Source organism: Lactobacillus sp. RTP31084st1_F9_RTP31084_210423 (assembly GCF_040919545.1).
GTDB classification, from domain to species: Bacteria; Bacillota; Bacilli; order Lactobacillales; family Lactobacillaceae; genus Lactobacillus; species Lactobacillus paragasseri.
Map to the genome: position 1 here is coordinate 120,203 of NZ_JBCOVH010000002.1, position 26,447 is coordinate 146,649.

Consider the following 26,447-nt stretch of genomic DNA (forward strand, 5'->3'; position numbering starts at 1 on the left):
CTATAAAACTTAATTTTGTTTTCCATTAATTTACGCGAATGTCAATCATAACTTTTATTTAACCTGTAAAGTATATGTATTGGAAATTCGTAATAATGTAATAATTGATAAAATTCTAGTATAATAAGAATAGCAATCTCTAGAGTTAATACTGATAAAGTAGTAAATTGAGTTGTTATAATAAATTAATCAAAAATCCTATAAGAATTATTTTTAACGCGTTAAAATAACTATAGAAATCTTATAACTATTACCAATTTAAAATTGAAGGGACAGGCTAAAATGTTATTCAATAAAAAAGACTTTGATTCTAAACAACGTTTTAGTATTAGAAAATTGAGCGTTGGTGTTTGTTCTGTTTTACTTTCAACTTTATTTCTAACTTTTAATGAAGGTCAGACAGTTCACGCAAGTACGAATGTTAATGCGGCGGACACTACAACGACTAGTGTATCATCTAATACTACTAATAATAGTTCTGATAATAATACTGATAAAAAAGATGACTCAAAAGTAGAGGCATCTTTTTTGGCAACCGCTGAAAAGCATGCCCCAATTCCAATTGCTGCTGAAATTAAGAGTAACAAGTCAGAAGATCAGACAAATAGTGCATCTGCTGAAACTGCTACTCAAGTAAGTAAATCTAAGCAAGCGCAAAGTCAAACAACTACTAATATTGTTAAAGCTACTGATACTCAAGCGGCAACTTCTTCAAAAGATAGCTCTGACACAGCAAGTTCTAAGGATAATTCTGCTCAAAATACTGTTGAAAAAAATAGATCAACCTCAACTTCAAAATATACACCTGTCTTAACTAGCGAAACTTCCGTTTCTACTAAAGCTAATCAAAGTAATAGTAATTCTGCTACTCAAGAAAAATCGAATATTAAACCTGTTATCCCACACGCTGATTCAACTGAACATATTGCACCAGAGCCTTACAGGATGGATAGCGACTCACCTGCTTATGTAGTTGCTGGAAGTGATTTAACGAATTTAGCTTCAAAATTTATTTCCAATGCGGATGCTTTAACTCAAAGCGGGGCTACTTTTTCTTGGGATGGCAATGTTCCAACTGCAACGCAACAAGATGCCATTGATGGTAATACGATATCTGGAACTATCAGAGTAACGTATAAAGATGGTACAAGCACAACTATTGATATTGAATCTTACGTTGAAGCACGATCACAGCTTCAACCAAGTACCTTCTACTATGTGAATAGGGTAAACGATACCCCAGACTTTAATACCGCCGATGCTAATGGCAATGATTTTTCTACAATTCTTAACAATACATACGTATATGATCCGACTGCCTTTTCTTACAAGATATTAGGGACACTGGATACAAGTAGTTTAGGTATCCACTGGGCCAATGTTCAAGTTACGGATAACAATACTTTTGCTGGTGATCCCGATGCTCCTAAAGTTATCGGTGGTCTTTATGTTGTTAAGGTTCCTTACGTAGTTCAAGGGCTTAAATTACGGGATGATATTCCAACTGATGATAATGGTAATCCTGTAATTAATGCTCAGCTAGCAACAATGCCGAGGTCAACATCTGCAACACCGACAACACCAGAAGTTGCTTTTGATCCTGTCCGAGGTGGTGTGAATGGCTTATGGGGACAATATTTCTACCAAGATTATGCTTTGGCTTATGCATTAGGTATCAAAGTCTCGGCAAGCAATTGGACCGCTCCAACGGATTTAGTCAATACTAAGACCAACCACTTCGCAATAACTTTTAACAAGTTGTCTAATGCTACCCAGCAGGAAGTAGACGTAAATTATGTATCTGCTCCACATGCTGAGGATATGTATATCTATAATGCCACAAACAAAACTTATATGACTGGTCGACCAGAAAATGCGCAAGCAATTAAGGATTTGCTTGCTGCCGGCTACATGAATGATAAAGTTGGGGTAACGTTAGCTGATGGCACTAAGGTTTATGCTTCTAAGCTTGAGTATATTGAAAATCGTAATAACTTTGTTGTTGGTGGTGCAAGAAGCGGCAAATACAACATTAACTTCAATGCTAGTTTTGACCAGAAAAATAGCGCTGGTCAACCGTTGATTTTTTCAAATAACATTTTTAATACAGCAAGTGCTGACTTTAATGATGAGCTAAATAAGTGGTATCAAAAGACTAACAATATGACAGTTGCTAATTATGCTGCACCTACTGCTACAACATGGGATAAGGTTTCAACTAATGGGATTTCTTTAGCACCAACGCTCAAAGCTAGAGATGATCCCTACGTTCAAAACTTAACCGACGGCCCAGTTACTTTTGATAGTGAGGCACTCGAAAAATTGGTAAAAAACCCAAGTACGGGTGCAGAGGTAAAGAAAGTCCAGGGGACTTGGATAGTCAATATGACGCCTAACTCAATTCTGGAAAATAACACGAAATGGCCAGAAGGTACTAACCTCACTTGGGCCGGTAATGACGGCAGTACCAAATTAACCTTCGATAAAGCCGGTGAAAGCAAGACCGGGGATGTAACAATTACTCTTCCAAGTGGTTCGTCGTACACGGTTAAAGACATTACAGTTATCTCTAAAGCTAATGTGATCGCAAAGAGTGAAACTGTCGACTACGGAACTACTCTAACAGCCGCCGACTTAGTAACTAATAAAAATGTTTTCCCAGATGGTACGACTTATCAATTCGTCGATAATTCGGAACCAACTTGGGGTAAATCGGGTTCATATAATAATGTTAAAATTACAGCTACTTATCCTGGACCGGATGGTAAGCCAGTCACTACTGACGTTGCAAACTGTGCGGTTGCTATTAACGATAGCCGCAGCATCAAGGTATTAGTTGGCAGTGATGTTCCTTCAGTTGATAGTGTCTTGAACTTGCCAAGCACTTGGGAAGAACATACTGCATCTTGGACTACTTCACCTAACACCAACTCGACTAATGAGGGTGTAATTACGATCCATTATCCAGCTAGCAATTTGGATCAACAAATTAAGGTTTATGTAACGGTTATTCCGAAGACCACCGCAGTTGATGGACAAAACTTCTTCACCAATGGCGAGAAGTATGATGGAACTACTGGCAGCATTGCTAACGGCAATAACCAGGGAGCAATTTTAACCCAAGCTAATGGTCAAGCAATTGACTATACCACTTATAGTGGTCAAAAGACGCCGGGTGAGCAAACAGTTTATGATACGAAGACGACCAGTTACACACCAACTTACAGTTTGTCTGGTCTTGAAACCAATAGTGATGGTAGTTTAGTTAGTGGCGTTCAAACCGCAACAGTTCGCGTATCTGTACCTGAAGGCACGATTGGTGCCAAAGTAGACGCTGATGGCATTTACTACTATGAAGTAAATGCGAAGGTAAATATTGCTCAAAAAGTTAATTTTGAGTTTGTGGATGAATATAATGATAACAATGTTGTTGGTGAAACTTACTCACAAGAATTTGTTCCTGGAGTTGAAACAAATCTTAAATTCCATATGGCAATGCCAGACGGCTATGAACTAGGAAACGGTGCGTCAATTCCAAGTCAGTATACTTTGGCTGCTTTTAGTCAAACTACACCTGTTGTTCAAGTGCCAATTCACCAAAAGATGCACTTCTACATTACTTTCCATGATGAAGATTCAAATACTAATCTTGGGACGGTAGAAGTGTCAGGCAGTGCTGCAGCAGGAACTGGTGGCTATTATCCAAGCATTAACACGAAATTGACATTCCCAGCAGGTGCTAATGCAGGAGACTACTATTCTGTCTCAACTTCTGGAGTGCCAGATGGGGTACAGCTACTTGGAAGTTATGGAGTACCACTTACTGATCCAAAAGCTGATTGGACTACTCCAAACTATCAGTGGGAGAATACTTTCTCCGTTCTTAAGGCTTTAACCGGTGCAACGATGACCATTAATCTTAAGCACAAGATCCAGGAAACACAAGAACAACAAACTCGTAAGCCGACTGTGAACTATATTAAGGCTAAAGTTAATGCCGATGGTACTTATACGCCAGACGGGTCTGCATTTACTTCTGCTGTCCTTGATGTGTACTACTCAAGAACTAAGTCAAAGGATCTGGTTACTAAGAAAGTTACCTACACTCCATGGCTTTGGGATACCAAGCAAGGGCAGAATGGTTACCATGTTGAATCAGGTACTTGGACTAGCCTTCCACAAAGCTGGGGGAGCAGTTGTAGCTGATGTGCCGACATTGGATGGTTACACCGCTGCAACGGTTACTGATCAATCGGGTCAACCAGCAAATCAATTTGTTTACCCAACTTGGAATAAGGCAGGGACATCCGACGAAGGTAAGGAATCCTTAGCATATACTGAGAACGCTCCAATTTATGAAGCACGTCCAGTTCATACTGTTTTGTATATTCCAGTTGAACAACAAAAGAGAACGGTAACTGCTCATATGAAGTATGCTGATGCTGGTAGTTTAACTGGTCAGGATGTATTTCCAGATGAACAAATTAACCTTATTTATCAAAGAACTGGCAGTTTAGATCCTCAAACTAATAAGATTTCTTATGGTAATTGGACTTGGGCTACTAATGCTGGAAATAAGAATACTCCAGGATTTGAAGTGGTTTCAGGGAACGATTGGGCTAACTTAGGTAGTGAAGGTCATCCGCAAACTGGTTCTTGGAGGTTTAATGCGCCTAATAAACAAGGCTATACTACAGTTACTCATGCTCAAGATGGTAATTACAATACTGAGTGGAAAAGACAACCGACTTCTACCAGCTTTACTAACGGCACTAACACTGATTATTACTGGGCATATCGCAATGATTTTACAGTGTACTATGTGCCAAATTCGGAACTTAGCAAGACTGTAACTAGAACGATCAATATAACTGAACCTGAAAAAGCTACGCAAACTGTAACGCAAACTGCAACTATTAGTAGAAATTCGTATTTAAATAATAACGATAATGGCGTTGTTTATAGTGATTGGTCAACTGGCAACTGGTCTGCACAAAATGTTCCAACTCATGAAGGCTACACTATGTCAGCTACTCAAACAGTAAATGGTGTTACGACTCCACTTACATTGGTAAATGGTCAAATTCGAGCTGAAACAGTAACTGGTACTACACAAAATACGACTATTAACATCACTTGGGGTGCTGTAGCTACGGCAACCTTAACCGGTAATGGCGAAAGCACTTATAATGGTCAAGCAATTACTAATAGTGAACTTAATGATGGCTTGAAAGTAACCATTACCGGACCAACTGCAAGTTCAGGTACTTATACTTTGCAAAATGGGGACGTTGAATTTTCAACTGACGGTACAACTTGGTCAACTAACATGCCAATTAATGCTGGCAAGTATCAAGTTCGTTTAACCACACAAGGTGAAACTGGCATTAAGAACCAGTTCGGCAATAACAGTATTGTTTGGACTAGTGATGGGAAATCAACAATTACCAGCAATGCAACTTATACGATCAATAAGCTTGATAGTGCGGCCACAATGGCTAATGCCCAAACTGGCAATTATGATATGACCTACAATGGTGCAGCTCCAAACGCAATTGATCCTGCGAAGTTCCAATTTACAGCTATTGTGAATGGTCAAAGCGTTGTCTTAGATGCAACTGGGTTAACAAGTAATGACTTTGATTGGGTTGAAGGCGCTGCTCCAGTAAACGTTGGTATTTACCAAGTTATATTGAATAATGCTGGTTTAGCAAAACTGCAAAAAAACAATTCAAACTTTACTTTAACTAATGCTGGCAACGGAACATTCACTATTAATCAAGCTAATGCGTCAGCTACTTTGTCTGGCAGTGGAACTCGTCCATACAACGGCAATGCTGTTAGCGTTGATGATTTAAACGTAAGTAATGATAATAACCACATTACTTTGACCTTGCATTATCCAAAAGATGGCAACGCAGATTACTCAACTACGGTTAAGTTAAACGCGGGCGACTTTACTTGGAATACACCAAATGGTCAAGCTCCAGTTAATGCAGATAGTCAACCTTATACAATTGTTCTGAATTCAGATGCAATTGAAGGAATAATCAAGCAAGCTGTTGGCAGCGGTCAAAATGATGTAAGTAACGTTAAATTTGCTAGTGATTCAATCAGTGGTAGTGCAAATTACACAATCACACCATTAGAAAGTTCAGCAGAACTTTCTAATATTACTGATGGTAATTACACGAAAGTTTATAACGCTAAAACTACTAACCAGATTGATGCTTCGAAGTTGCACATTACTGCAAATCTTGGCGGTCAAAATGTGGACTTAGATACTACAGGAATCACTGGTAGCGACTATCAATGGGTTGATGCAAGTGGTACAGCGTTAACTTCTAATCCAAAGAACGTTGGTACTTACTACATCAAGTTAAGCGATACTGCTTTTGCTAAGTTGCAAGCACAGAACCCTAACTTTAAGTTAACTAACACTGGTTTGGGTGTTTACACAATTACACAAGCTAATGCAAGTGGTGAATTGACTGGTTCAAATAGCAAGGTATACAACGGCAGTGCAATTAGCCTTAACGAGCTTAACAGTAATGGTTCCATTAAGGTGACGCTTAACTTCCCAGGAGTAAACGGTCAAACTTACACTTTAAAGTCAGGCGACTACACGATTTCTGGTAATGCTACCGATGCTGGTGAGTATACGGTTACTCTGACAGATGCTGGTAAGACTAATGTTGAAAACTACATCAAGTCCTTAGCTGGCACTGGGCAAGGTGATGAAAGTAACGTTAAGTTCGCAGATAATGCAATTAGCGGTAGCGCAAGCTTTGAAATTACACCATCTGCTAATACGGTTAGCGTTTCTGGTACCCAAACCGAAACCTACAATGGTTCACCGATTAATGTGGTCTACGATGCTGACGACACTAACAGTGTGAAGGTTTCAATCACTCAAACTAGCGGTAATACTACCGGCGCTGTTGCAAGCTTAGCCGATGTAACTCTTGATTCAGGTGACTTTGCGATCGTTAACGGTCCAGCCGAAAATGTCGGTAGCTACCAAGTGAAGTTGACTGCTGCTGGATTAGCTAAGATTCAGAATGCTGTTGGTGATAACTATAGCCTGAGTCTTGCCGACACAACCGGTACGCTAGTTATTAATAAGGCAAAGGCCAGTGCAGTCTTTAGTGGTGATCCTTCATACACTTACACTGGTACTCCAGTAAGTACTGATGATTACCTAGGCCAATACTCAATTAAATTGAATGAACCAAATAATCCAACTTACAAGCTGGTTGCTGGCGATATTGAATTTAATGTTGACGGCAATTGGACAAGCCAAGCCCCTGTTAAAGTCGGAACGTATCAAGTTCGCTTATCACAGTCAGGCTGGAACCACATTAAGGCAATTAATAGCGATAATGTTGAGTGGGCTGCTACTGCTTCTGCAGGTAAAGGATCTTACACGATTGACCAGGCTAAAGTTACCGCTGATCTTAGTGGTAATAACTCAATGATTTACAATGGCTCACATGTAACTACTGCTGACTTGTATACTGAGGGTTCAACAATTAAGGTAGCTATTAACGGTACTGGAATTGCCAACTTGCCAAAGAGCTTCACTTTAGAAGATGGTGACTATACTTGGTCAACGAGTGATAACCAATCGCCAGTAAACGTTGGTAATTACACGATTAAGTTGACACAGGCTGGTATCAATAAGATCCAAAGTCAGATTGATCAGGTTGTGGGTGCTGGTAACGTGGTCCTTACGACAACAGCTGACGACGGAGGTTCTGCAAGCTTTGAGATTAAGCAGGCAGTTGCCGCTAATGTTCAGCTATATGGTAGAGAAAATACTATCTATAATGGCAATCCAGTCAGCTTTGATCCAACTAAGACTGAAACAGCTAACAACTTTGGCTTCCATAACGTTGAAAACTTAACAGTTCCTACTTTCACAGCTAGTGACTTTACTTGGTATGATGGTCAAGGCAATAAACTTTCATCTGCACCAACTAATGCTGGTACTTATTACTTGAAGCTGAATACTCAAGGTGAAAAGGCCTTTGCGGATGCTAACCCTAATTACACTTTTGAAGAAAATGGTAAGAGCACAATTTCTGGGGAAATCCCATATGTAGTAACTCCAGCTGAATTAACAATTGGTGTTTCAGGTAGTGCTTCTAAAGTCTTTAATGACAAGAATGCTGAAATTACGCAAGAGCAAATCAACAATGGCGATATTAAATTAGTTTGGGGCAATTCAACTACTGAGCCAACTGATTTAGGTAAATTTACTTTAACTCCATCTGATCTTGAAGTAGTTGATGCCAACGGCAAACATGCTATCCATGCTAATGCCGGGATTGGTGCCGATGGTCAACCTGTAAAAGGTAATCCTTACAAGGTTCAATTGACTGCTGACGCTATTAAAAGAATTAAGCAATTATCAGGTGCTGCTAATTATAAGATTAGTCAGTCAGCTAAGAGCGGTGAGTACTTCATTTATGAACATAAAGCTGAATTAACCTTAACTGGTAATCAAACGACTGTTTATGGAACAGCAATGCCATTTAGTCCAAGTAAGTATCAATTAGCCTTTACTAATTGGCTTTCTACTGATTTACCAGTTCCAAACTTAACTTGGAAAGACAATAAGCTTTTAAATAATGATAATGATACTGGACTTACCTGGACAGTTGGTGACTTATATGTTGAAGGCTATCCGGATGGTGGTGTTCCAACTAATGTCGGCACTTACCGCGTAAAAATTTCTAAGCAGCTAACTGATAAGTTACGCCAATTATTCCCAGACTATGACTTCTCGGGTAACATTGGGGAAAACGGTGTTGATGAACAGGATAATGAAGAGTTTGTTGAACCAAGTCATACACCAGCTTCATATGTTATTACGCCAGCTAATACAACGGTAAAAATTACTGGGGCTCAACATGTGAAATATGGTGAATCGACTAACATTAATGTTGGTGATTACAGTATTTCTATCACCGCACCTGTTCACAATGAAACTGTTGATAATAATGCAGAACGAATTTATACAAACGTAACTTTAGCTGCTGGTGATCTTGAGTTTGTTACTGTACCTACTAATGTGGGTACTTATCAAGTTAAGTTATCAGCACAAGGTTTGCAAAAGCTTAAAGATTTAACGGGTTCAAGCAACTATGATTGGACGCAAGCTGCGGATGCTAAGGCTAACTTCTTTGTTGAACAAATGCCAGTAACTATTGCTGTTTCAGGTCAATCAAGTGTAACTTATGGTACGCAAGATTGGCTCAATGCAATTAAAGTAAACCCATCTGGCTATGTATTAACAATTACCACTGAAAATGGGGCTGCTCTAAGTTATCACACAGTTGATGGTGATCTAGTATTTAACCAAACCCCAGGTAATGTTGGTGAATACCAAGTAGAATTGTCTGCACAAGGTTTGGCTAACATTGAAGAAAAGCTCGGCACTAATTACTCATACCCACAAACCGCTGCTGATGTAACTGCGAAGGGAACATTCACGGTTAAACAAGGTGAAGTTACTGTTACTCTTAATGGTAGTGACGGCAAAACTTATAATGCCGTACCAACCTTATCAAGTGGTCTTAACTTAGATAAGTACAACGTAACTTACTCTGCTACGGTTTACTCCGCTGATGGTAAAGCACAGACTCTAACTTTGACAGCTAATGATTTACAAATTATTGGTGATGCAACTAATGTCGGTACTTATCAAGTAAAACTATCAGAAATTGGCCAAGAAAAGCTAAAAGCATTAACTGGTAATCAGGGTGCTAACTACAAGTGGGCATTTAATACTAATGCTGATTATGTAGTAAAAGCAGCCACAGCTAGTGCAGAACTTAGTGGCTCTAACCAAAAGACTTTTGATGGAACTGCTGTAACAACTGCTGAAGTTAATAGCAATGGGCAGATTTTAGTTCACCTTACTTACCCAGGCTCTAATGTTCAAAGTACTTACACTTTGCAAGACGGTGACTACATTTGGGAGACTGAGGATGGTCAAATAATTTCTGCACCGACAAATACTGGTACTTACACTATTAAGTTGAACAAGCAGGCTATCTTAGTTCACTTACAAGCTGCTCTGAACCAGCAAGCTGGTTTAGGTGACAATGATCAGTCTAATGTGACTGTTTCAGCAGATAAACTAAGTGGTCAAGCAAGCTTTAAAATTAATCCACAAACACTCACTGACGTAACAATTTCTGCACCTGATCAAAGTAAGACTTATGATGCTCAAGCAGCGGATCTTGATGTTAATGGAATAACTATTACTGCAAATGGAATCGTTGCTAATAATCCATTAGTAAATCCGGGTATTAGCGCTAGCGACTTCACTTGGTATGATGAAACTGGTAATAAGCTTGAAAGTGCACCGGTTGATGTTGGAACTTACCAGGCACGCTTAAATGCAAGTACGCTTGCTGAATTGCAAAATGCAAATTCAAACTATCAATTTAGCTCTGTAGCTGGTTTGATTAACTACACAATTAATCCAGCTCCTGCCACTGCAAAAATTAGTGGTTCAGCTGATCGTGACTACAATGCTCAAACTACTTCTGTTTCGGATGTAATGAACAATATCAAGTGGAAGGCAACAGGTTTAGTTACTGACCAAGAGCTTAATCTTAATGGTTTAACTGCTAATAGTTATGCTTGGTACAGTAAAGATGCTGACGGTAACTACGTTGCAATGACTGGTAATCCAGTAAACGCTGGCACTTACTACTTACGCTTGACTAAGGATGCAATTGCACAAGTAAAAGTTGATAATTCAAATTACAACTTTACTTCAGTTGATGGCGAATTTACTTACACGATCAACGTTGTAAACGGTACTGCAACTCTTAGTGGCTCATCTTCTAAGACTTATGATGGTCAAGCTGCAACTACTGCTGAAGTGAATAGTACAAACGGTGATATTATTGTTAACTTTGCTTTCCCAGGATCAAGTGCTCAAAGTACTTATGCTTTGCAAGCTGGAGATTACATTTGGGAGAACAAGGATGGTCAAGAAATATCAGCACCAACTAATGCTGGTACTTACACTATTAAGTTAAGTGCAGATGGTATTACAAACTTGCAAAACGCAATCAACCAATATGCTGGCCAAGGAAATGTAACTTTAGACGCACAAGATCTTTTAGGTGCTGCTGTTTACACAATTAAGCAAAAAGCTCTTAATGTAATCCTTGGTAATAATGGTACTGGTACAGATGGCAAGACTTACGATGGTCAGCCAGCAGTAATCAATACTCAAGCTGAAAACTTTGGCGTGTTCACCACTAGTGGCCTAGTAAATGGTGAGAACTTGAATGCCGCTAACTTGACTAATGACGACTACGAATGGGTAGACGCAAATGGTAAGGCAATATCAGCACCAACTAATGCTGGTACTTACTACATTTCTTTGACCGCAAATGGATTGAAGAAATTACAAGCTGACAATCCTAACTACGCAATTTCTGAAAGTGGACAATTTACTTACGTAATTAGTCCAGCTGAAGAAAATGTAACAATTTCTGGTAGTCAGGAAAGCACATCAACCTCAATTGATAATGCAAACTTCACGGTTCACGCTCCAGCAGGTATTACAGTTCCAACAGGGATGACTTATGAGTTTGCAACTGGAGTTCCATCTGAATCTGGCGTTTATGTAATTAAATTAACTCCAGAAAGTATCGCTGCTCTTGAAAAAACAAATCCAAACTACAAGCTGAATATTTCTTCAGACGCTAGATTTACCTTGGATGCAACTTTAAGTATTGAGTTTGAAGATACACAAGATGGTAATAAGCAAGTCGGTAAGACAATTACTAAGACAGGTGTTGCTAATTCAACTATCAATGATCTTAAATTAGTTGTTCCTGACAATTACGAATTAGCTCCAGATCAAGAATTACCAACTAGTTATACTTTTGGTAAGACATTGAATCAAAACTTGTATATCAAGTTAGTTCATAAGTTGAATGAGCTTAATCCAACTGATCCAAGTACTAATCCACATCCAACTAATAAGAATTGGTTAAGAGAAAATGGCTTAGTTAAGGACGTTACTCGGACAATCAACTACGAAGGATTAAGTACAGCCCAATTAGCTCAAATTCCAGAAACTCAAAAAGCTCAAACTGTTGAGTTTACTAGAACTGCTAAGTATGACTTAGTTACTGGTAAGATTGTTGTAAATAGTGAAGGTTCATGGACTGCAGTAGATGGTAAAGATATCTTCGCTGGCTTTACTCCATTTGCCTTTGCTGGATACACAGCAGCTCCTGCTAAGGTTGAGCAAGTGAAAGTAACTGGTAATGATAAGAATAGTCAAATTACTGTTACTTACACTGCAAATAATCAAACAGGTAAGATTTCTTACGTTGATAGTGATGGTAAAGAAGTTGGTCAAACCACAATTAGTGGTAAGACTGGCGAAACTGTCAAGATAACACCAGAAGCTCCAACAGGCTGGCAAATTGTTTCAGGTCAAGATATTCCTGAAACAGTAGTCGCTACTCCAACTGGAGTGCCAACAGTAGTTGTGAAAGTAACGCATAGCACAATTACTGTTACTCCAGAAACACCAGAAAAAGATACTCCAACAGGTCCAGTACCGGGCGATCCAAGCAAGAACTACGAGAAGATGGAAAGTTTAACTGCTTCACCAACTCGTACGATTGTTGTAACTGATCCAAGCGGTAGGACTACTAAAGTCACTCAAACTGTAAACTTTACTAGAACGGCAACGTTTGATGAAGTAACAGGCGAGATAACTTACAGTGACTGGACAAGTTCTGAACCAGCAGAATGGTCAGAATACACAGCACCAGAAGTGGCAGGCTACACCGCAACTCAAATGGTAAAATCACAAGCTGTTAGCGCTGAAACTAAGAATGAAACAGTAAGCATTTCTTACACTGCAAATAACCAAACGGGTAAGATTTCTTACGTTGATAGTCAAGGCAATGAAGTTGGTCAAACTGCATTAACAGGCAAGACTGATCAAAGCGTTGCAGTAACTCCAGAAGCACCAACAGGCTGGATAATTGTAGCAGGCCAAGATATTCCTAAGAGTGTTACAGCAACAGCTACTGGTATTCCAACAGTAACTGTTAGAGTAGAGCACAGTACAACGATCGTTACTCCGAAAACCCCTGAAAAGGATATTCCAACAGGTCCAGTACCTGGTGATCCAAGCAAGAATTACGAGAAGATGGAAAGCTTAACAGCTTCACCAACTCGAACAATTGTTGTAACTGACCCAAGCGGTAAGACTACTAAGGTCACTCAAACTGTAAACTTCACTAGAACAGCAACGTTTGATGAAGTAACAGGCGAGATAACTTACAGTAACTGGGCAAGTTCTGAACCAACAGAATGGTCAGAATACACAGCACCAGAAGTGGCAGGTTACACTGCAACTTCAAGTGTTAGTGCAAAACCAGTGACTGCCAAAACTGCAGATGAAACAGTAAGCATTTCTTACACTGCAAACAACCAAACAGGTAAGATCTCTTATGTTGATGGCGATGGTAAGGAAGTCGGTCAAACCACAATATCTGGCAAGGCTGGCGAAACAGTCAACGTAACTCCACAAGTTCCATCGGGTTGGAAGATTGTACCAGGTCAAGATATTCCTAAGACAATAACAATTAGCGAAAATGGTATTCCAACAGTAACTGTAAAAGTAGAGCATGGAACAGTTATCGTAACTCCAGACACACCAGAAAAGGATATCCCAACAGGTCCAGTACCTGGTGATCCAAGCAAGAATTACGAGAAGATGGAAAGTTTAACAGCTACACCAACTCGTACGATTGTTGTAACTGACCCAAGCGGTAAGACTACTAAGGTCACTCAAACTGTAAACTTCACTAGAACGGCAACGTTTGATGAAGTAACAGGTAGAGTTACTTACAGCGATTGGAAACTTCAAAATTCAAATGCTTCTAATCATGCAGCCCAATGGGATAGTTACACTCCTCATGTCATTACTCACTATGTTCCAAGCGTAGCTGAAGTACCTGCTAAAGTAGTTAATTCACATACTGCTAATAGCCAAGTTGAAATTACTTACGCTCCTGCTTCAGAAAGCCAAGTAATTCGCTATGTTGATCAGAATGGTAAAGAAATTAGTACCCAAATTGTTTCAGGTAAGTACGGCTTAGATACAACATTTACACCAAAATTACCTAACAACTGGCAAGCTGCTAATACTATTCCAACTTCAATCAAGATTGGTGAAAATGGTGGTTTAACTACAATTGTCGTTGAAGCTAAGACTGAAAAAGTACAACAATCTAAGACTGTTACTGAAACTATCCATTATCACACTGCTAATGGCAAACAAATCGTTGCCGATAAGGAAATGAAAGTTAACTTCACTAGAACTGGTGTAAAGAATCTTGTAACTGGTGAGATTACTTGGAATAACTGGAATAAAGATAAAGAAAGCTTTAATGAAGTTCCTTCTCCAAAAGTTTCTGGATACACGGCTTCTCCAGCTAAAGTTGCAGCTCAAACTGTAACTCCTAACTCAGAAGACTTAGTCTTCACAGTAACGTACACTAAAGATCAACAAACTCATCCAACAATTCCAGATAACAAACCAAATAAACCGCAAAAAGAAACTGTTCCTAAGCATGAACAAAAGACTCAAGATAAACTCATTCACGAATATGGATATAAGAAACGTGCAGATGGTCGTTTAGTAGACCATACTGGTCATGTATATCCAGCAAGTAGCAAAGTTAAAGAAAATGGAGCTATCTACAGTGAAAAGGGTGAACTATTATCAGTTGGTTCAAGAAGAAAACATGAATTGCCGCAAACTGGTCTTCATGACAATAGTTTAATTGCTGCAATTGGATCACTTCTTGCTGGTATTAGTATCTTTGGTTTACTTGGTGGACGGAAGAAAAAGGATGATGATAAATAAAACTGAATAGGTTTTGAAAGAGGCAATTTGCCTCTTTTTTTTAACTCTCGTGCAAAATAGCTCATTAATTGCTAGACTGAATGTAAGAGTTTTAGAGAAAAGGGTGAAAAAATGCACGGCAAACAGAATATTCAACCAGATGATGAGATTAAGCTTCATTGGCTTCTATTAGGTGAGTTATTTACCTGGATTGGAGCTAGTTTTATCTGGCCATTGACTTCGGTTTATTTAAATAAGAGATTACACGTATCTTTGGCGATGATTGGAATTGTACTGCTCTTTAACTGTTTAGCTAATATGCTTGGCTCCTTTGTTGCAGGTTGGGCGTATGATCATTTCAATCCCTATTATTTAATTATTGCAGGAGCAGGTTTAGATGCCTTAGTTTTGTTTGGAATGGCTGCTAATCACACTTGGCCGATTTATTGGGTTTGGATGACTTTGACTGGGCTACTTGGTGGCTGGAATGGGGCTTTAATTAATTCAATTGCAACTAGCATTAAGTCTAAGCCTGGCAGGTATGTTTTCAATACGATCTATTTTGCACAAAATCTAGGTGTGGTACTTGGTACTTTAATCGTAGGTTATATTTATGATTACTCTGTTACGATTTTATTCATTATTGCGGCTAGTCTTTTCGTAATTGTATGTATAAACTCAATTATTAATTATCGTCCAATTATTAAGTTCCATTTGGAAAGAAAAGCTCAGCAAAATACTAATAGTAAAAATAAGATAACCCCAATGCCTAGTGCTAATCTAAAATTAACTATTGGCTTTTTTACTACTTTGGCTGTGATCTGGCTAATGTACATGAACTGGGAGTCTAATCTTTCAGTTTATATGGTTTCTTTGGGCATTCCATTTCACTTATATAGTTTACTTTGGACAATTAATGCCAGCATTATTGTGATTGTACAGGCTTTTTTAAGTCGTTTTCCTAATACTTTTAAGAATTTATTCCATCAAGTTGTGTTCGGAGTTACAATGTTTGCTATCTCTTTTGTAACTTTAATTTTCGCAAAAGATTATGCACATTTTGTATTCTCAATGGTTACTTTGACTTTAGGTGAATCCACTGCGATGCCCGCAATGCCAGCCTATGTAAATGATTTATCTCCAGTTGAAAGTAAAGGAAAATACCAAGGATTAACAATTTCAACGTCTGCGATTGGTAGAGCCTTTGGTCCTTTATTTGGAGGACTAGTGATTGATAAGTTCGGCTATATCAATTTCTTTATTGTAGCTGCAGCTGGAATCTTTATGATGTTGGCAATTATTGTGCCGCTCCACGCACAATTGAAAGATAAGTTGAAAATATTTAGGTAAACTTTTACATGATTTTTCTCTTTAGATGAAAACCTTTACAGAATGTAAGCGATCTCTTCTATTTGTGAAAGCGCCATCTTATAATATAGATGTGCGGTTAAGTAAAAGGAGATACACAATGAGAAAAATTTCACCTGAAGTTGCAAAACATATGGACAATTTATCTAATGAAACTGGAGTAATCAGCGCATTAGCAATTGACCAAAGAGGATCATTAAAGAGAATGTTAGCTGAAGCAGCAAATAAACCTGCCGATGAAACAACAATCGTAGATTTTAAAGAAGCTGTTTCTAAAGAATTAACACCATATGCTTCCGCAATTTTAACGGATCCAGAATATGGTCTTCCTGCAACTAAGGTAAGGGATAAGAATTGTGGTTTATTACTATCTTATGAAAAGACAGGTTATGACACCACTGAACCAGGTAGAATGTGTGATTTAATTGCCGACCAATCAGCTTTAAGAATTAAAAATGATGGTGCCGATGCAGTTAAATTCTTGCTTTACTACGATCCAGACGAAAGTGATGAAATTAATGATAAGAAGAAGGCTTTCGTTGAAAGAGTAGGAGCTGAAACTAAAGCAAACGGTCTTCCATTTTTCCTTGAATTATTAACTTATGATGGCAAGATGGATGACGTTAAGAGCGAGGAATATGCTAAAGTAAAGCCTGAAAAAGTATTTAAGACAATTGAAGAATTTTCAAAACCTCAATATGACGTTACTGTTCTTAAGGTTGAAATTCCATTCAATGTTAAGTATGTAGAAGGTTTCAATGGCGACAACAATGTTGTTTATACTCAAGAAGAAGCAAAGAAGATGTTGAAGAAACAATCAGACTTAACTGATTTACCATACATCTTCTTATCAGCTGGTGTAACAAGTGAAGAATTTATCGCTGAAATTAAGATGGCTGAAGAAGCTGATGCAGACTTCAACGGTGTTCTTTGTGGACGTGCAACTTGGAAGCCAGCAATTAAGCCATTTGCTGCCGAAGGTGAAAAGCAAGGTAGAGAATGGTTATCAACTGAAGGTAAGAAGAATATCGAGAACTTGAACGATGCACTTAAGGGTGCTAAGTCATGGAAAGATAAGCTCGAAGTTGAAGATTAATAGATTAGTTTAGTAACTAATGAAAAACAAGGCTAGAAATTTAGCCTTGTTTTTTTGTGGAAAATTTAGCTTGATTTTTATATGTAAAATGCCAATGTTTATGCACTTGAAAAGCCATTTATAAGTTATTAGAATAAAAGAGTAATGTTAATTGGAGGAGAAAAAATGAAAGGATTAAAATACACAAGTTTAGCTGTGGCAGCATTAACTGCTACTATTTTGGCAAGCACCAATAATGGTAAAGTTCAAGCTGCATCAACTAATGAAAACGATACTGTTACTGTAGCAAAATCAGATCAAGAAAATGCTCAAGCAGCTGTTAATGAAGCACAGAATTCAGTTAATAATGCTCAAGCAGCTGTTGATAGCAAGAAGAGTGCATTAACTGATGCTCAAGCAAAAGCTAAAGCACCGGATAATGCTTACTCTGCTCAACAAGCTAAAGTAAATGACAGTCAAAAGAATCTTTCTGCTAAGCAAGCTATCGCAAAACAAGCACAAGATAAATTAAATAGTGTCACTGAAATTTCAAAGAAAGCTACTCCAGAAAATATTCAAAAAGCACAAAAGAGTATTGCCGCTCAACAAGATGCAATTAAAAATGCTAAGCAAAATGTTAGTGATGCAAATGTAGATTTGAATAAAGCACAAGCTCAATTAGCAACTGCTAAGCAAAAACAAGCTGATGCACAAAATGTAGTTAATGCTGAGCAATCAGCTAAACAAGTAGCTGATAATAATGTTGCTAAGGCAGAAAATGATGTTAAGAACAGCGGTTTAGATGAAGCTAAACAAAACGTTGAAAAAGTTCAAAACGCTTTAAATAATATTAAAAAGACGAATGCTAACAATGAATCTATTTTAACTACAAATAAATCTGCTTTAGCTGAAAACAATCAAAAGATTGCAGCTGTTAATAATAATATTGTGGCTGCAAATAAATCTGTAACAGATGCACAAAATAATGTTAATGCTAAGCAACAAGCATTGGCTGATGCTAAAAAGGCTTTAAAAGATTTACAAGATCAAGTTGCTAAAGATCAAGCAAGTGGTGCAGCTGGCTTCTTTAAGTCAATTGCAGATAATAAAGATAATTCTGATAGCTTAAGAGAAGATGCACGTACTGCATATAACATTATTACTGGCCAACCAAATGCTTACCAAGATATTACTGTAAAATGGGTTAAACAAGCTGTTGAATTGGGTCAAGAACAAGATTCTACTTCATTAAGTAATATAGAAAAAGCTCTAGGTTATTATGAGCACTGGATGACATACCGTGATAAGTATGGTTTGAGTCATCCATCAATTTCATTGACTGCTGTTGCAATTGCAATGCTTAGTTCTGATTTTCAACATTACTCTGATGAATTTAATCACCCTATTTTATTAACTGCTAAGTATGGTCCATTTTATGAAGATGAAGAAGATATATCAGCTGGGGATGTTAATCCAATTGATAACTGGATGAGTGAAAAAGAAGATATCGATAACTATATTAAAGATCATCCAGATGCAGCTGCTTATAGTTTTGAAAGCAGTCATCCTTTAACTGAAGATGATTGGGTAAGAAACGTTGATTTCTGGAGTAACAAGCCAGTAAATATTGGTCACTATACTTCTATGATTAAGCCGGATGCCAACTATGTTGGATTAGCTGGAAATGAATATGAGATTGAACCATTCATGGATAATGCAGATAGCATGGATGAAATTGAATTTGACCCAATTAACGGTATGGACTTCAATAGTTACAAAAATTTAGTTCATTCATACTTGCAAAACGTTAAACAAGAAGATCAAATCAACACTCTCAAAGCCAATGTAGAAACCGCAAGCCAAAACTTAACTGCTGCACAAAATGCCGTTCAAGCAGCACAAAACAACGTTAAGAGCTTACAAGCTAACTTAGCAGACTTAAACAATGGCTCTACTAAAATCAACAAGGCAATTGCTGATACTGAAGCTGCTCTTAAAAAGGGCAAAGAAAACCTTGAATTTGAACAACAGCAACTAGATCAAGCAAACAAGAATTTAGCAGCTGTACAAGCTAAAGTTGGCGCAAAGGCAAAAGCATTAGATGATGCAAAAGCTGCTCAAGCCAAGGCTTCTGATGCTTTAACTCAAGCACAAAATGTTTTAGCTGGAGCTACTGCTGCTGTGAAGTCAGCTCAAACAACTGTTGATAATGCACAAGGTAATGTTAATGCCAAGAACAAGGATCTTAAGGCTGCACAAGCAAGTCTAGAATCGTTGAAGCAAACATTAAGTAGCTTAGAAAATGCTAAGGCTAACTTAGCAGCAGCTCAAGCAGCGTTAACTACCGCAAACAATGATGTATTAACAGCTGATAAAGATGTAAAAGCACAAGAATTAATTTTATCTTCTTTAGGAGAAGCCAAGGGTAAGTCAGATTCTCAAGTTGCAAGTGCAGAAAAAGATTTGGAGAAGGCTGAGTCAGATTTAGCTAATGAACAAAGTAAATTGGCTGCCGCAAAAGCTAAATTAGCTGAATTGAATAAAAAAGCCAACGACAATACTAGTAAGTCCGATTCAAAAACTGAAATTAATAATCAAAAACCTGTCAAGCCAGTAACTAAGCCAGGTTCAGAAATTTCAAATTCTGAAAAACCAGCCAACAAGCCAGAGCTTGGTGTGCCAGGTGATAACGAATCAGATTCAAGGAAAGAACAAAGTTCTGCAGATAATGTAAAATCAGATATTAAATCTAAAGCTAAGTCAAATAAGACTAAGGAAGAAGCAAAATCATCATCTTCTGTAAAGATTGTTGATAATGCTGATAGCTCAACTGCTTCTGTCGTTTTAGCTGGTTCTAATACTGCAGTTAAAGTCTATGGTGAAAAGACCGTGAATGGCACAACTTACTACAAGGTTGAAGCAAATCGCTGGGTTAAAGCTGATAAAGCACATGTTGTTTCTATTGGTGGTCAAGCAACTACTAAACACTTGCCACAGACTGGTGCTAAGAATGAAATTATTGCAGCAATCTCAGGCTTAACAGTTGCTTCAGTTGGTATTGCTAGTGCAATGGGCATGAGCCGTAAGAAAAAGAATAACTAATTTATAAAATTTAAACATTTATACAGAAAGAGTTGATAAACAAATGGTTTATCAACTCTTTTTTCTATCTTTAAAATCAAGTGTTAACAATAATTATTGCCTAGCAAAACCTGTTCTAACTGAATAAGCATCTGAAAAGATCCGAGTCATAATCTGTAAAGGTAGTCTAGAACGTACTTCATAGTCGGGGAAGTAGTTGGTTTTAGACATGTATCCCATAAAAGTTAATGTCGAAAGCGAAGCGAGTTGGCCGTTGGGATTAGTAGTAAAGGTAATAATAGGAACATCGTGGTGAGATAAGCTTTTAGCTGCATCAACTAGTTCGGGCGTATTACCGTTTAGGCTAATAAAAATAACCAGAGCATCTTGTTTAATTCGCTTAGAAGCTGTTTTGATAATGTTAGGATCAGCATGAAATTCGACATATTTACCAGTTAGTTGAAGTTTGACCATTATTTCTTGACCAATCGATTCAGATAAGCCTCGCGCAAAGATATAAACTACTTTGGCTTGTTTAGTCATGGAGATACTATCTTCAATATTACTGTAGCTAAGATTATGGAGAGTATTGTTCATCTCAATTTCATTTTTAGTGATTACGCTCTTAATTTTATCGTCGGCCTCATTTAAGACGTCAAAATTGCTGTTAGAACGATCCTGTAACTTCAAAGATTCCCGATAGGAAGTGTAGCCACTGTAGCCCATTTTTTGCATTGTTCTAACAATTGTGGCTGTTGAAACATGGGCAAACTGGCTCAGTTTGACAATCGACATTTTTGCAATTTTTTGCGGATTATTTTGAACTATTTCCCATAAATGTAGTTCCGCATTGCTAAGATCATTATTTTGCATATTAGTACTTCCCCTTCTGTAAAACTTTACCACTTATTTCATAAAACGCTTTCAATTCAGAAAATCCTTACGTTCTTATCTAAGTATACTAATAATGTAAGCGGTAAGAAAAGGGAGAAAACTCATGATTTATACAATAACACTTAATCCAGCGATCGATTTGGTAATCATTACTAAAAAATTAGAAGCAAATACTGTTAATCGAACTGAAAATTTTGAGCTTCAACCTAATGGTAAGGGTGTAAATGTATCGTTTATTTTGAAAAAAATGGGTATAAAAAATATGGCGACCGGAATTGGAGGCGGTTTTACTCTTGATTACATTACAGCAGGTTTAGAAGAAAAAGGCATCAAGACTAAGTTTCTTAAGGTGAAAGAACCAACTAGGATTAACGTCTTTACTCGAGTTTTAGATCAGAATGTGGAATATAAAGAAGTAAATCCTGGTCCAGAAGTTGGTCCAGAGGTTCAAGATAAGTTCTTGAAGTACTTAAAAGACACCTTGAAAGCAGACGATACTTTAATTATTTCAGGTAGTTTTTCAAGAGGAATTAAAGCAGAATACTTGGTTGAAATTGCGAAGATTACAGCAGAAAAGGATGTCAAACTAGTAATTGATTCTAGTTCTAAAGTTGTGTTAGATACGCTGCAGTATCAGCCGTATTTATTAAAACCAAACGATCAAGAGCTAGCTAGTTTCTTTGATCTAAATGAAAAATTAGATCAGGAAAAGATCATTGAGTTAGCTCGTAAGTTAATTAGCGCTGGCTGTCAGAATGTCTTGGTTTCACTTGGCGAGAATGGAGCAGCCTTAATTAATAAAGATCATGCCTACTTTGGCAATGCACCGAAAATTCAAGCACTTAATACGGCTGGTGCTGGTGATACAATGCTTGGAACCTTTATTGGAGAAAAAGAAAAAGAAAAAAGTGATACTGCAGCTTTAAAATCTGCAATAGCAGCGGGTAGCGATACAGCTAGCCGATCTGGGTTAACAGATTTTAAATTAGAAAAATATTTAAACGAAATTCAAGTAAGTGAAATTAAGTAGTAGGAAGGATGAAATAAGATGGCTCAATATGATTTAGTTGGGGCAACGGGATGTGCTACTGGAGTTGCCCATACTTTTATGGCTGAAGAAGCTTTAGAAAAAGCTGCCCAAAAATTAGGCTATAAGATCAAAATTGAAACACACGGGCAAACTGGTGTTGAACACCAACTTACACCAGAAGAAATAAAAGAGGCAAAAGGTGTTGTTATTGCTTCTGATGTTGACGTTGATCCAGATCGGTTCGCTGGAAAAAGAGTGGTAATTGTTCCAGTTGCCAGAGGTATTAAAGAACCTGAAACTTTAATTAGAGAGGCATTAAGTTCGGACACGCCAATTTATAAGCCAGGGCAAACGGCTAAAAGTTCTACTGGAAAAAGTAGTGCTGGTGCTGAGAAATTAGGTACTAAAATTTATACTTCATTAATGAATGGTGTTTCCCACATGTTGCCATTTGTTGTGGCTGGTGGTGTTTTAATTGCTGTTTCATTCTTCTGGGGTATTTATTCAGCTGACCCTAAGAGTAGCCAGTATAATCAATTTGCCTACATGCTAAATACAATTGGTAGCACAACAATGGGATTGATGGTTCCAATTTTAGGTGCTTTTATTGCAGAAGCTTTAGCTAAAAGATCAGGGCTAGTTGTTGGTTTTGCAGCCGGGATGATTACCAGCGTTGGTGGTGGTGGCTTCTTAGGTGCGATCATTGGTGGTTATTTAGCTGCTGTTGTAGTACTTTTATTGCAAAAATTAATGAAACCATTGCCAGACAAAGAATTTAGAGGATTAAAATCAATTTTCTTATTGCCTGTATTAGGGGTATTCATCACTGGTGCGATTATGTTCTGGTTGAATGGACCAATTAAGGCAATTAATACAGGAATGATGTCTTGGCTAAAAGGTTTTGAAAATTCAAGTCCAATTCTTTTAGGTATTATCATTGGTGTAATGTGTGCCTCTGACTTTGGTGGACCAATTAACAAGGCTGCTTATGTAACTGGTACTGCACTTCTTGCTCAAGGTAATTACTACTTCATGGCAGGTGTATCTGCTGCATGTATTGCACCGCCTCTAGCAACTGGTTTTGCAGTTTTGTTAAACAAGAAAGCATATTCTAAGAACGAGCGTACTGCTGGATATGTTAACTTCTTATTAGGATCAACGCACATTACAGAAGGTGCAATTCCATTTGCTGCTAAACACCCATTATGGAATATTCCAGCATTTATGGTCGGTTCCGCAATTGCAGCAGCTTTGACTTATGTTTCTAGAATTCAAGTTCCAGCTCCTCATGGTGGTTTTATTATTTTGCCACTCGTTAACAAGCCATTTCTATGGGTATTATGGATCGTAGTCGGTGCACTAGTTTCCGGAATTTTACTAGCTTTAATTGCCGGTAGATTTGCTAAGAAAGAACCACAATTTGAAGATGGTCCAGATATTGATGTCTTTGGTGAAGAAGAAAATGTTAACAAACCAGTAGCTGAAAAAGAAACTACTGACTATAACCCTAAAGATATTTTGGATACTCAAAATATTAAAATTAATGTTGATGTTCCAGATAAAGATTCAGCACTAAAGTATTTAGCTAACTTAGCTGTAAAGAATGGCTTAGCTTCTGATAGCGAGGAAGTTTATGATAAATATTTAGCTAGAGAAAAGGAAAGCCCTACAGGGATGACTGATGGTTTTGCAATTCCACATGCACAATCTACTGCTATTAAGCAATCTGCCATGCTTGTTTTGAAGTTGAAAAATCCGATTGATTGGAATTCCTTAGATGGGCAAAAGATTGATACGGTGATTTCTTTCTTAATTCCAGCAAAGGATAGTAAGACTCACTTACAGTACTTATCTAATACAGCTAAGTTGCTTACTCATAAAGACTTTATTGAAAAATTGAAGCAAGCTAACACGCCAGAAGGAATTAAGAAGTTATTTGATAAGGAATAGAAAGTTAGATTTTAATAATAGACTAAAAATTTTAATAATGATATCATCTATATAACCACTTATGAATTACAAGGAGGAATTAATTAATGGCATTATTCAATGTACGTGGCGGTGCTGGTGATATCACTAAGCCAGATCTTAACGCAAGACCACAAGATAATCTTTACTTAGCAGTGAACTCTGAATGGATTGAAAAAGCAAAGATTCCTTCAGACCGTTCAAGAATTAGCTCATTTGACGGCATTGACTTGAATATTGAGAAGAGCTTAATGCAAGACTTTGCTGATTTTGCAGATGGTAAAAAGAAATTGCCAGAAGTTCCTAATTTTGAAAAGGCAGTTGAACTTTATAAGATTGCTAATAATTTTGATAAAAGAAACGAAGATGGTGCGAAGCCAATTAAGGCTGACCTTGAAGAAATTACTAGTTTGCGCAACTTAGCTGATTTGAACTTAAGAGCAGCTGATTTCTATAAGAATGCCTTTGACTTGCCAATTAGCGTTTCTGTTGATGCCGACATGAAGGATACAAAAGTTCACGTTGTTTACTTTGGCGGACCTGGTTTGTTCTTGCCTGATACAACTACTTATGACAATCCTGCAGCTGCTGATTTATTAAAGGTATTGCAAGACCAATCTGAAAACTTGTTGAAGATGGCTGGTGTAAGTGAAGCGGATGCTAAGAAGTATGTCGAAGATGCATTGAAGTTTGATAAGAAACTTTCTAAAGTTCTTAAGTCAACTGAAGAATGGGCAGATTATCCAGCAATGTACAACCCAATGTCTTTGGCTGAATTTGAAGCAAAATTTGATAGCTTTAAGATTGATAACTTCTTAACTAGTTTATTTGCTCAAAAACCTGAAAAGGTTATCGTAACTGAACCAAGATTCTTAGATCATGTTGAAGAATTGATCAACGAAGATAATTTTGACGAAATTAAGGGATGGATGGTTGTTAAGTTCATTAACGGCGTAGCTGCATATCTTTCTCAAGATTTCCGTGAAGCTGCATTTCCATTTAGTCAAGCTTTATCAGGTCAACCTGAATTATCTTCTGGCACTAAGCAAGCTTATCGCTTAGCTAATGGTATGTTTAGTGAAGTAGTTGGTGTCTACTACGGCCAAACTTACTTTGGTGCTGAAGCAAAAGCTGATGTCGAAGATATGATTCATAAGATGATTGACGTTTATGAAAAGCGTATCTCTAAAAATGACTGGCTATCTGAAGACACTAAGAAGAAGGCAATCGTTAAGTTACGTGCTTTAATTTTGAAGATTGGTTATCCAGAAAAAATTGAAAAAATTTATGATCGTCTTCAAGTTACTCCTGAATCAGAAGGTGGCAGTCTTTACTCAAATGAAAGTGCCGCTGCTGTTGAATCAGTTAAGTACAACCTTGAAAAATTAAACGAACCAGTTGATAGAACTGTTTGGTTAATGCCTGGTAACTTAGTCAATGCATGTTACGATCCACAAAGAAACGATATTACTTTCCCAGCTGCAATTTTGCAAAAGCCATTCTATGACTTAAAGCAATCACGTAGCTTGAATTACGGTGGTATTGGTGTGGTTATCGCCCATGAAATTTCTCACGCTTTTGACAACAATGGTGCTAAGTTTGATGAATTCGGTAACTTAAAGAACTGGTGGACTGATGAAGACTTTGCTGAATTTAAGAAGCGTACACAAGATGAAATTGACTTATTTAATGGAATTGAATATGGTCCAGTTACCTTGAATGGTAAGCAAATTGTTTCTGAAAATATTGCAGACCAAGGTGGTTTAACTGCTGCTGTTGAAGCTAATAAGGGCGAAAATGGCAACATGAAGGAAGTCTTTGAAAACTTCGCTCGTGTTTGGGCAAACAAGCAACTTCCAGAATCAATTAAGACGCAAGTCTCAGTTGACGTTCACGCTCCTGGTCCTGAAAGAGCTAATGTTCAATCACAATGCCAAGAAGAATTCTACAAGGCATTTGATGTGAAACCAGAAGATGGTATGTGGCTTGATCCAGAAAAACGTGTTGTAATTTGGTAGGAATTAAATAAGAATTATTAAGAATCAAATGGTAAAAAGCTGTTTGATTCTTTTTTCATAGTTTGCAAAAAAATTTCGTTAATAATATTATGAATTGGTATTCTT

General features: G+C 37.6%; 9 protein-coding genes. 8 read left to right on the top strand and 1 reads right to left on the bottom strand.

The window, feature by feature from the left end:
• Positions 1–282 precede the first annotated feature (282 nt).
• From AB5359_RS05920 to AB5359_RS05940, 5 genes are all read left to right on the top strand, one after another.
• Positions 283–4,206, top strand: a complete 3,924-nt coding sequence (locus tag AB5359_RS05920) for a YSIRK-type signal peptide-containing protein (protein ID WP_368279829.1) — start codon at positions 283–285, stop codon at positions 4,204–4,206.
• Positions 4,139–14,929, top strand: a complete 10,791-nt coding sequence (locus AB5359_RS05925) for an MBG domain-containing protein (RefSeq protein ID WP_180374216.1) — start codon at positions 4,139–4,141, stop codon at positions 14,927–14,929. Before AB5359_RS05920 ends, AB5359_RS05925 begins: the two co-directional genes overlap by 68 nt.
• A 111-nt stretch (positions 14,930–15,040) precedes the next feature.
• Complete coding sequence (locus tag AB5359_RS05930; RefSeq protein ID WP_020806622.1) at positions 15,041–16,258, top strand: MFS transporter; 1,218 nt, start codon at positions 15,041–15,043, stop codon at positions 16,256–16,258.
• Positions 16,259–16,376: 118 nt separating this feature from the next.
• Complete coding sequence (locus AB5359_RS05935) at positions 16,377–17,372, top strand: tagatose 1,6-diphosphate aldolase (RefSeq protein WP_048687224.1); 996 nt, start codon at positions 16,377–16,379, stop codon at positions 17,370–17,372.
• Positions 17,373–17,537: 165 nt separating this feature from the next.
• Positions 17,538–20,453, top strand: a complete 2,916-nt coding sequence (locus AB5359_RS05940; RefSeq protein ID WP_048687222.1) for an LPXTG cell wall anchor domain-containing protein — start codon at positions 17,538–17,540, stop codon at positions 20,451–20,453.
• A 93-nt stretch (positions 20,454–20,546) separates the two neighbouring features.
• On the opposite strand, the gene AB5359_RS05945 is transcribed toward AB5359_RS05940, so the two are convergent.
• On the bottom strand, positions 20,547–21,305 hold the full coding sequence (locus tag AB5359_RS05945; RefSeq protein ID WP_077410098.1) for a MurR/RpiR family transcriptional regulator: 759 nt from the start codon (positions 21,303–21,305) through the stop codon (positions 20,547–20,549).
• A 124-nt stretch (positions 21,306–21,429) separates the two neighbouring features.
• On the opposite strand from AB5359_RS05945, the gene pfkB reads away from it, so the two are divergent.
• The 3 genes from pfkB (at position 21,430) to AB5359_RS05960 (ending at position 26,342) form a co-directional block, all read left to right on the top strand.
• Positions 21,430–22,356: a 1-phosphofructokinase gene (pfkB, locus tag AB5359_RS05950; protein ID WP_048687219.1), complete on the top strand. Its 927-nt coding sequence runs from the start codon at positions 21,430–21,432 to the stop codon at positions 22,354–22,356.
• A gap of 18 nt (positions 22,357–22,374) precedes the next feature.
• Complete coding sequence (locus AB5359_RS05955) at positions 22,375–24,306, top strand: fructose-specific PTS transporter subunit EIIC (RefSeq protein WP_039155515.1); 1,932 nt, start codon at positions 22,375–22,377, stop codon at positions 24,304–24,306.
• A gap of 86 nt (positions 24,307–24,392) precedes the next feature.
• The gene (locus AB5359_RS05960) at positions 24,393–26,342 is read left to right on the top strand and encodes a M13 family metallopeptidase (protein WP_048687217.1); all 1,950 of its coding nucleotides are present in this window, start codon (positions 24,393–24,395) and stop codon (positions 26,340–26,342) included.
• Positions 26,343–26,447: the final 105 nt, after the last annotated feature.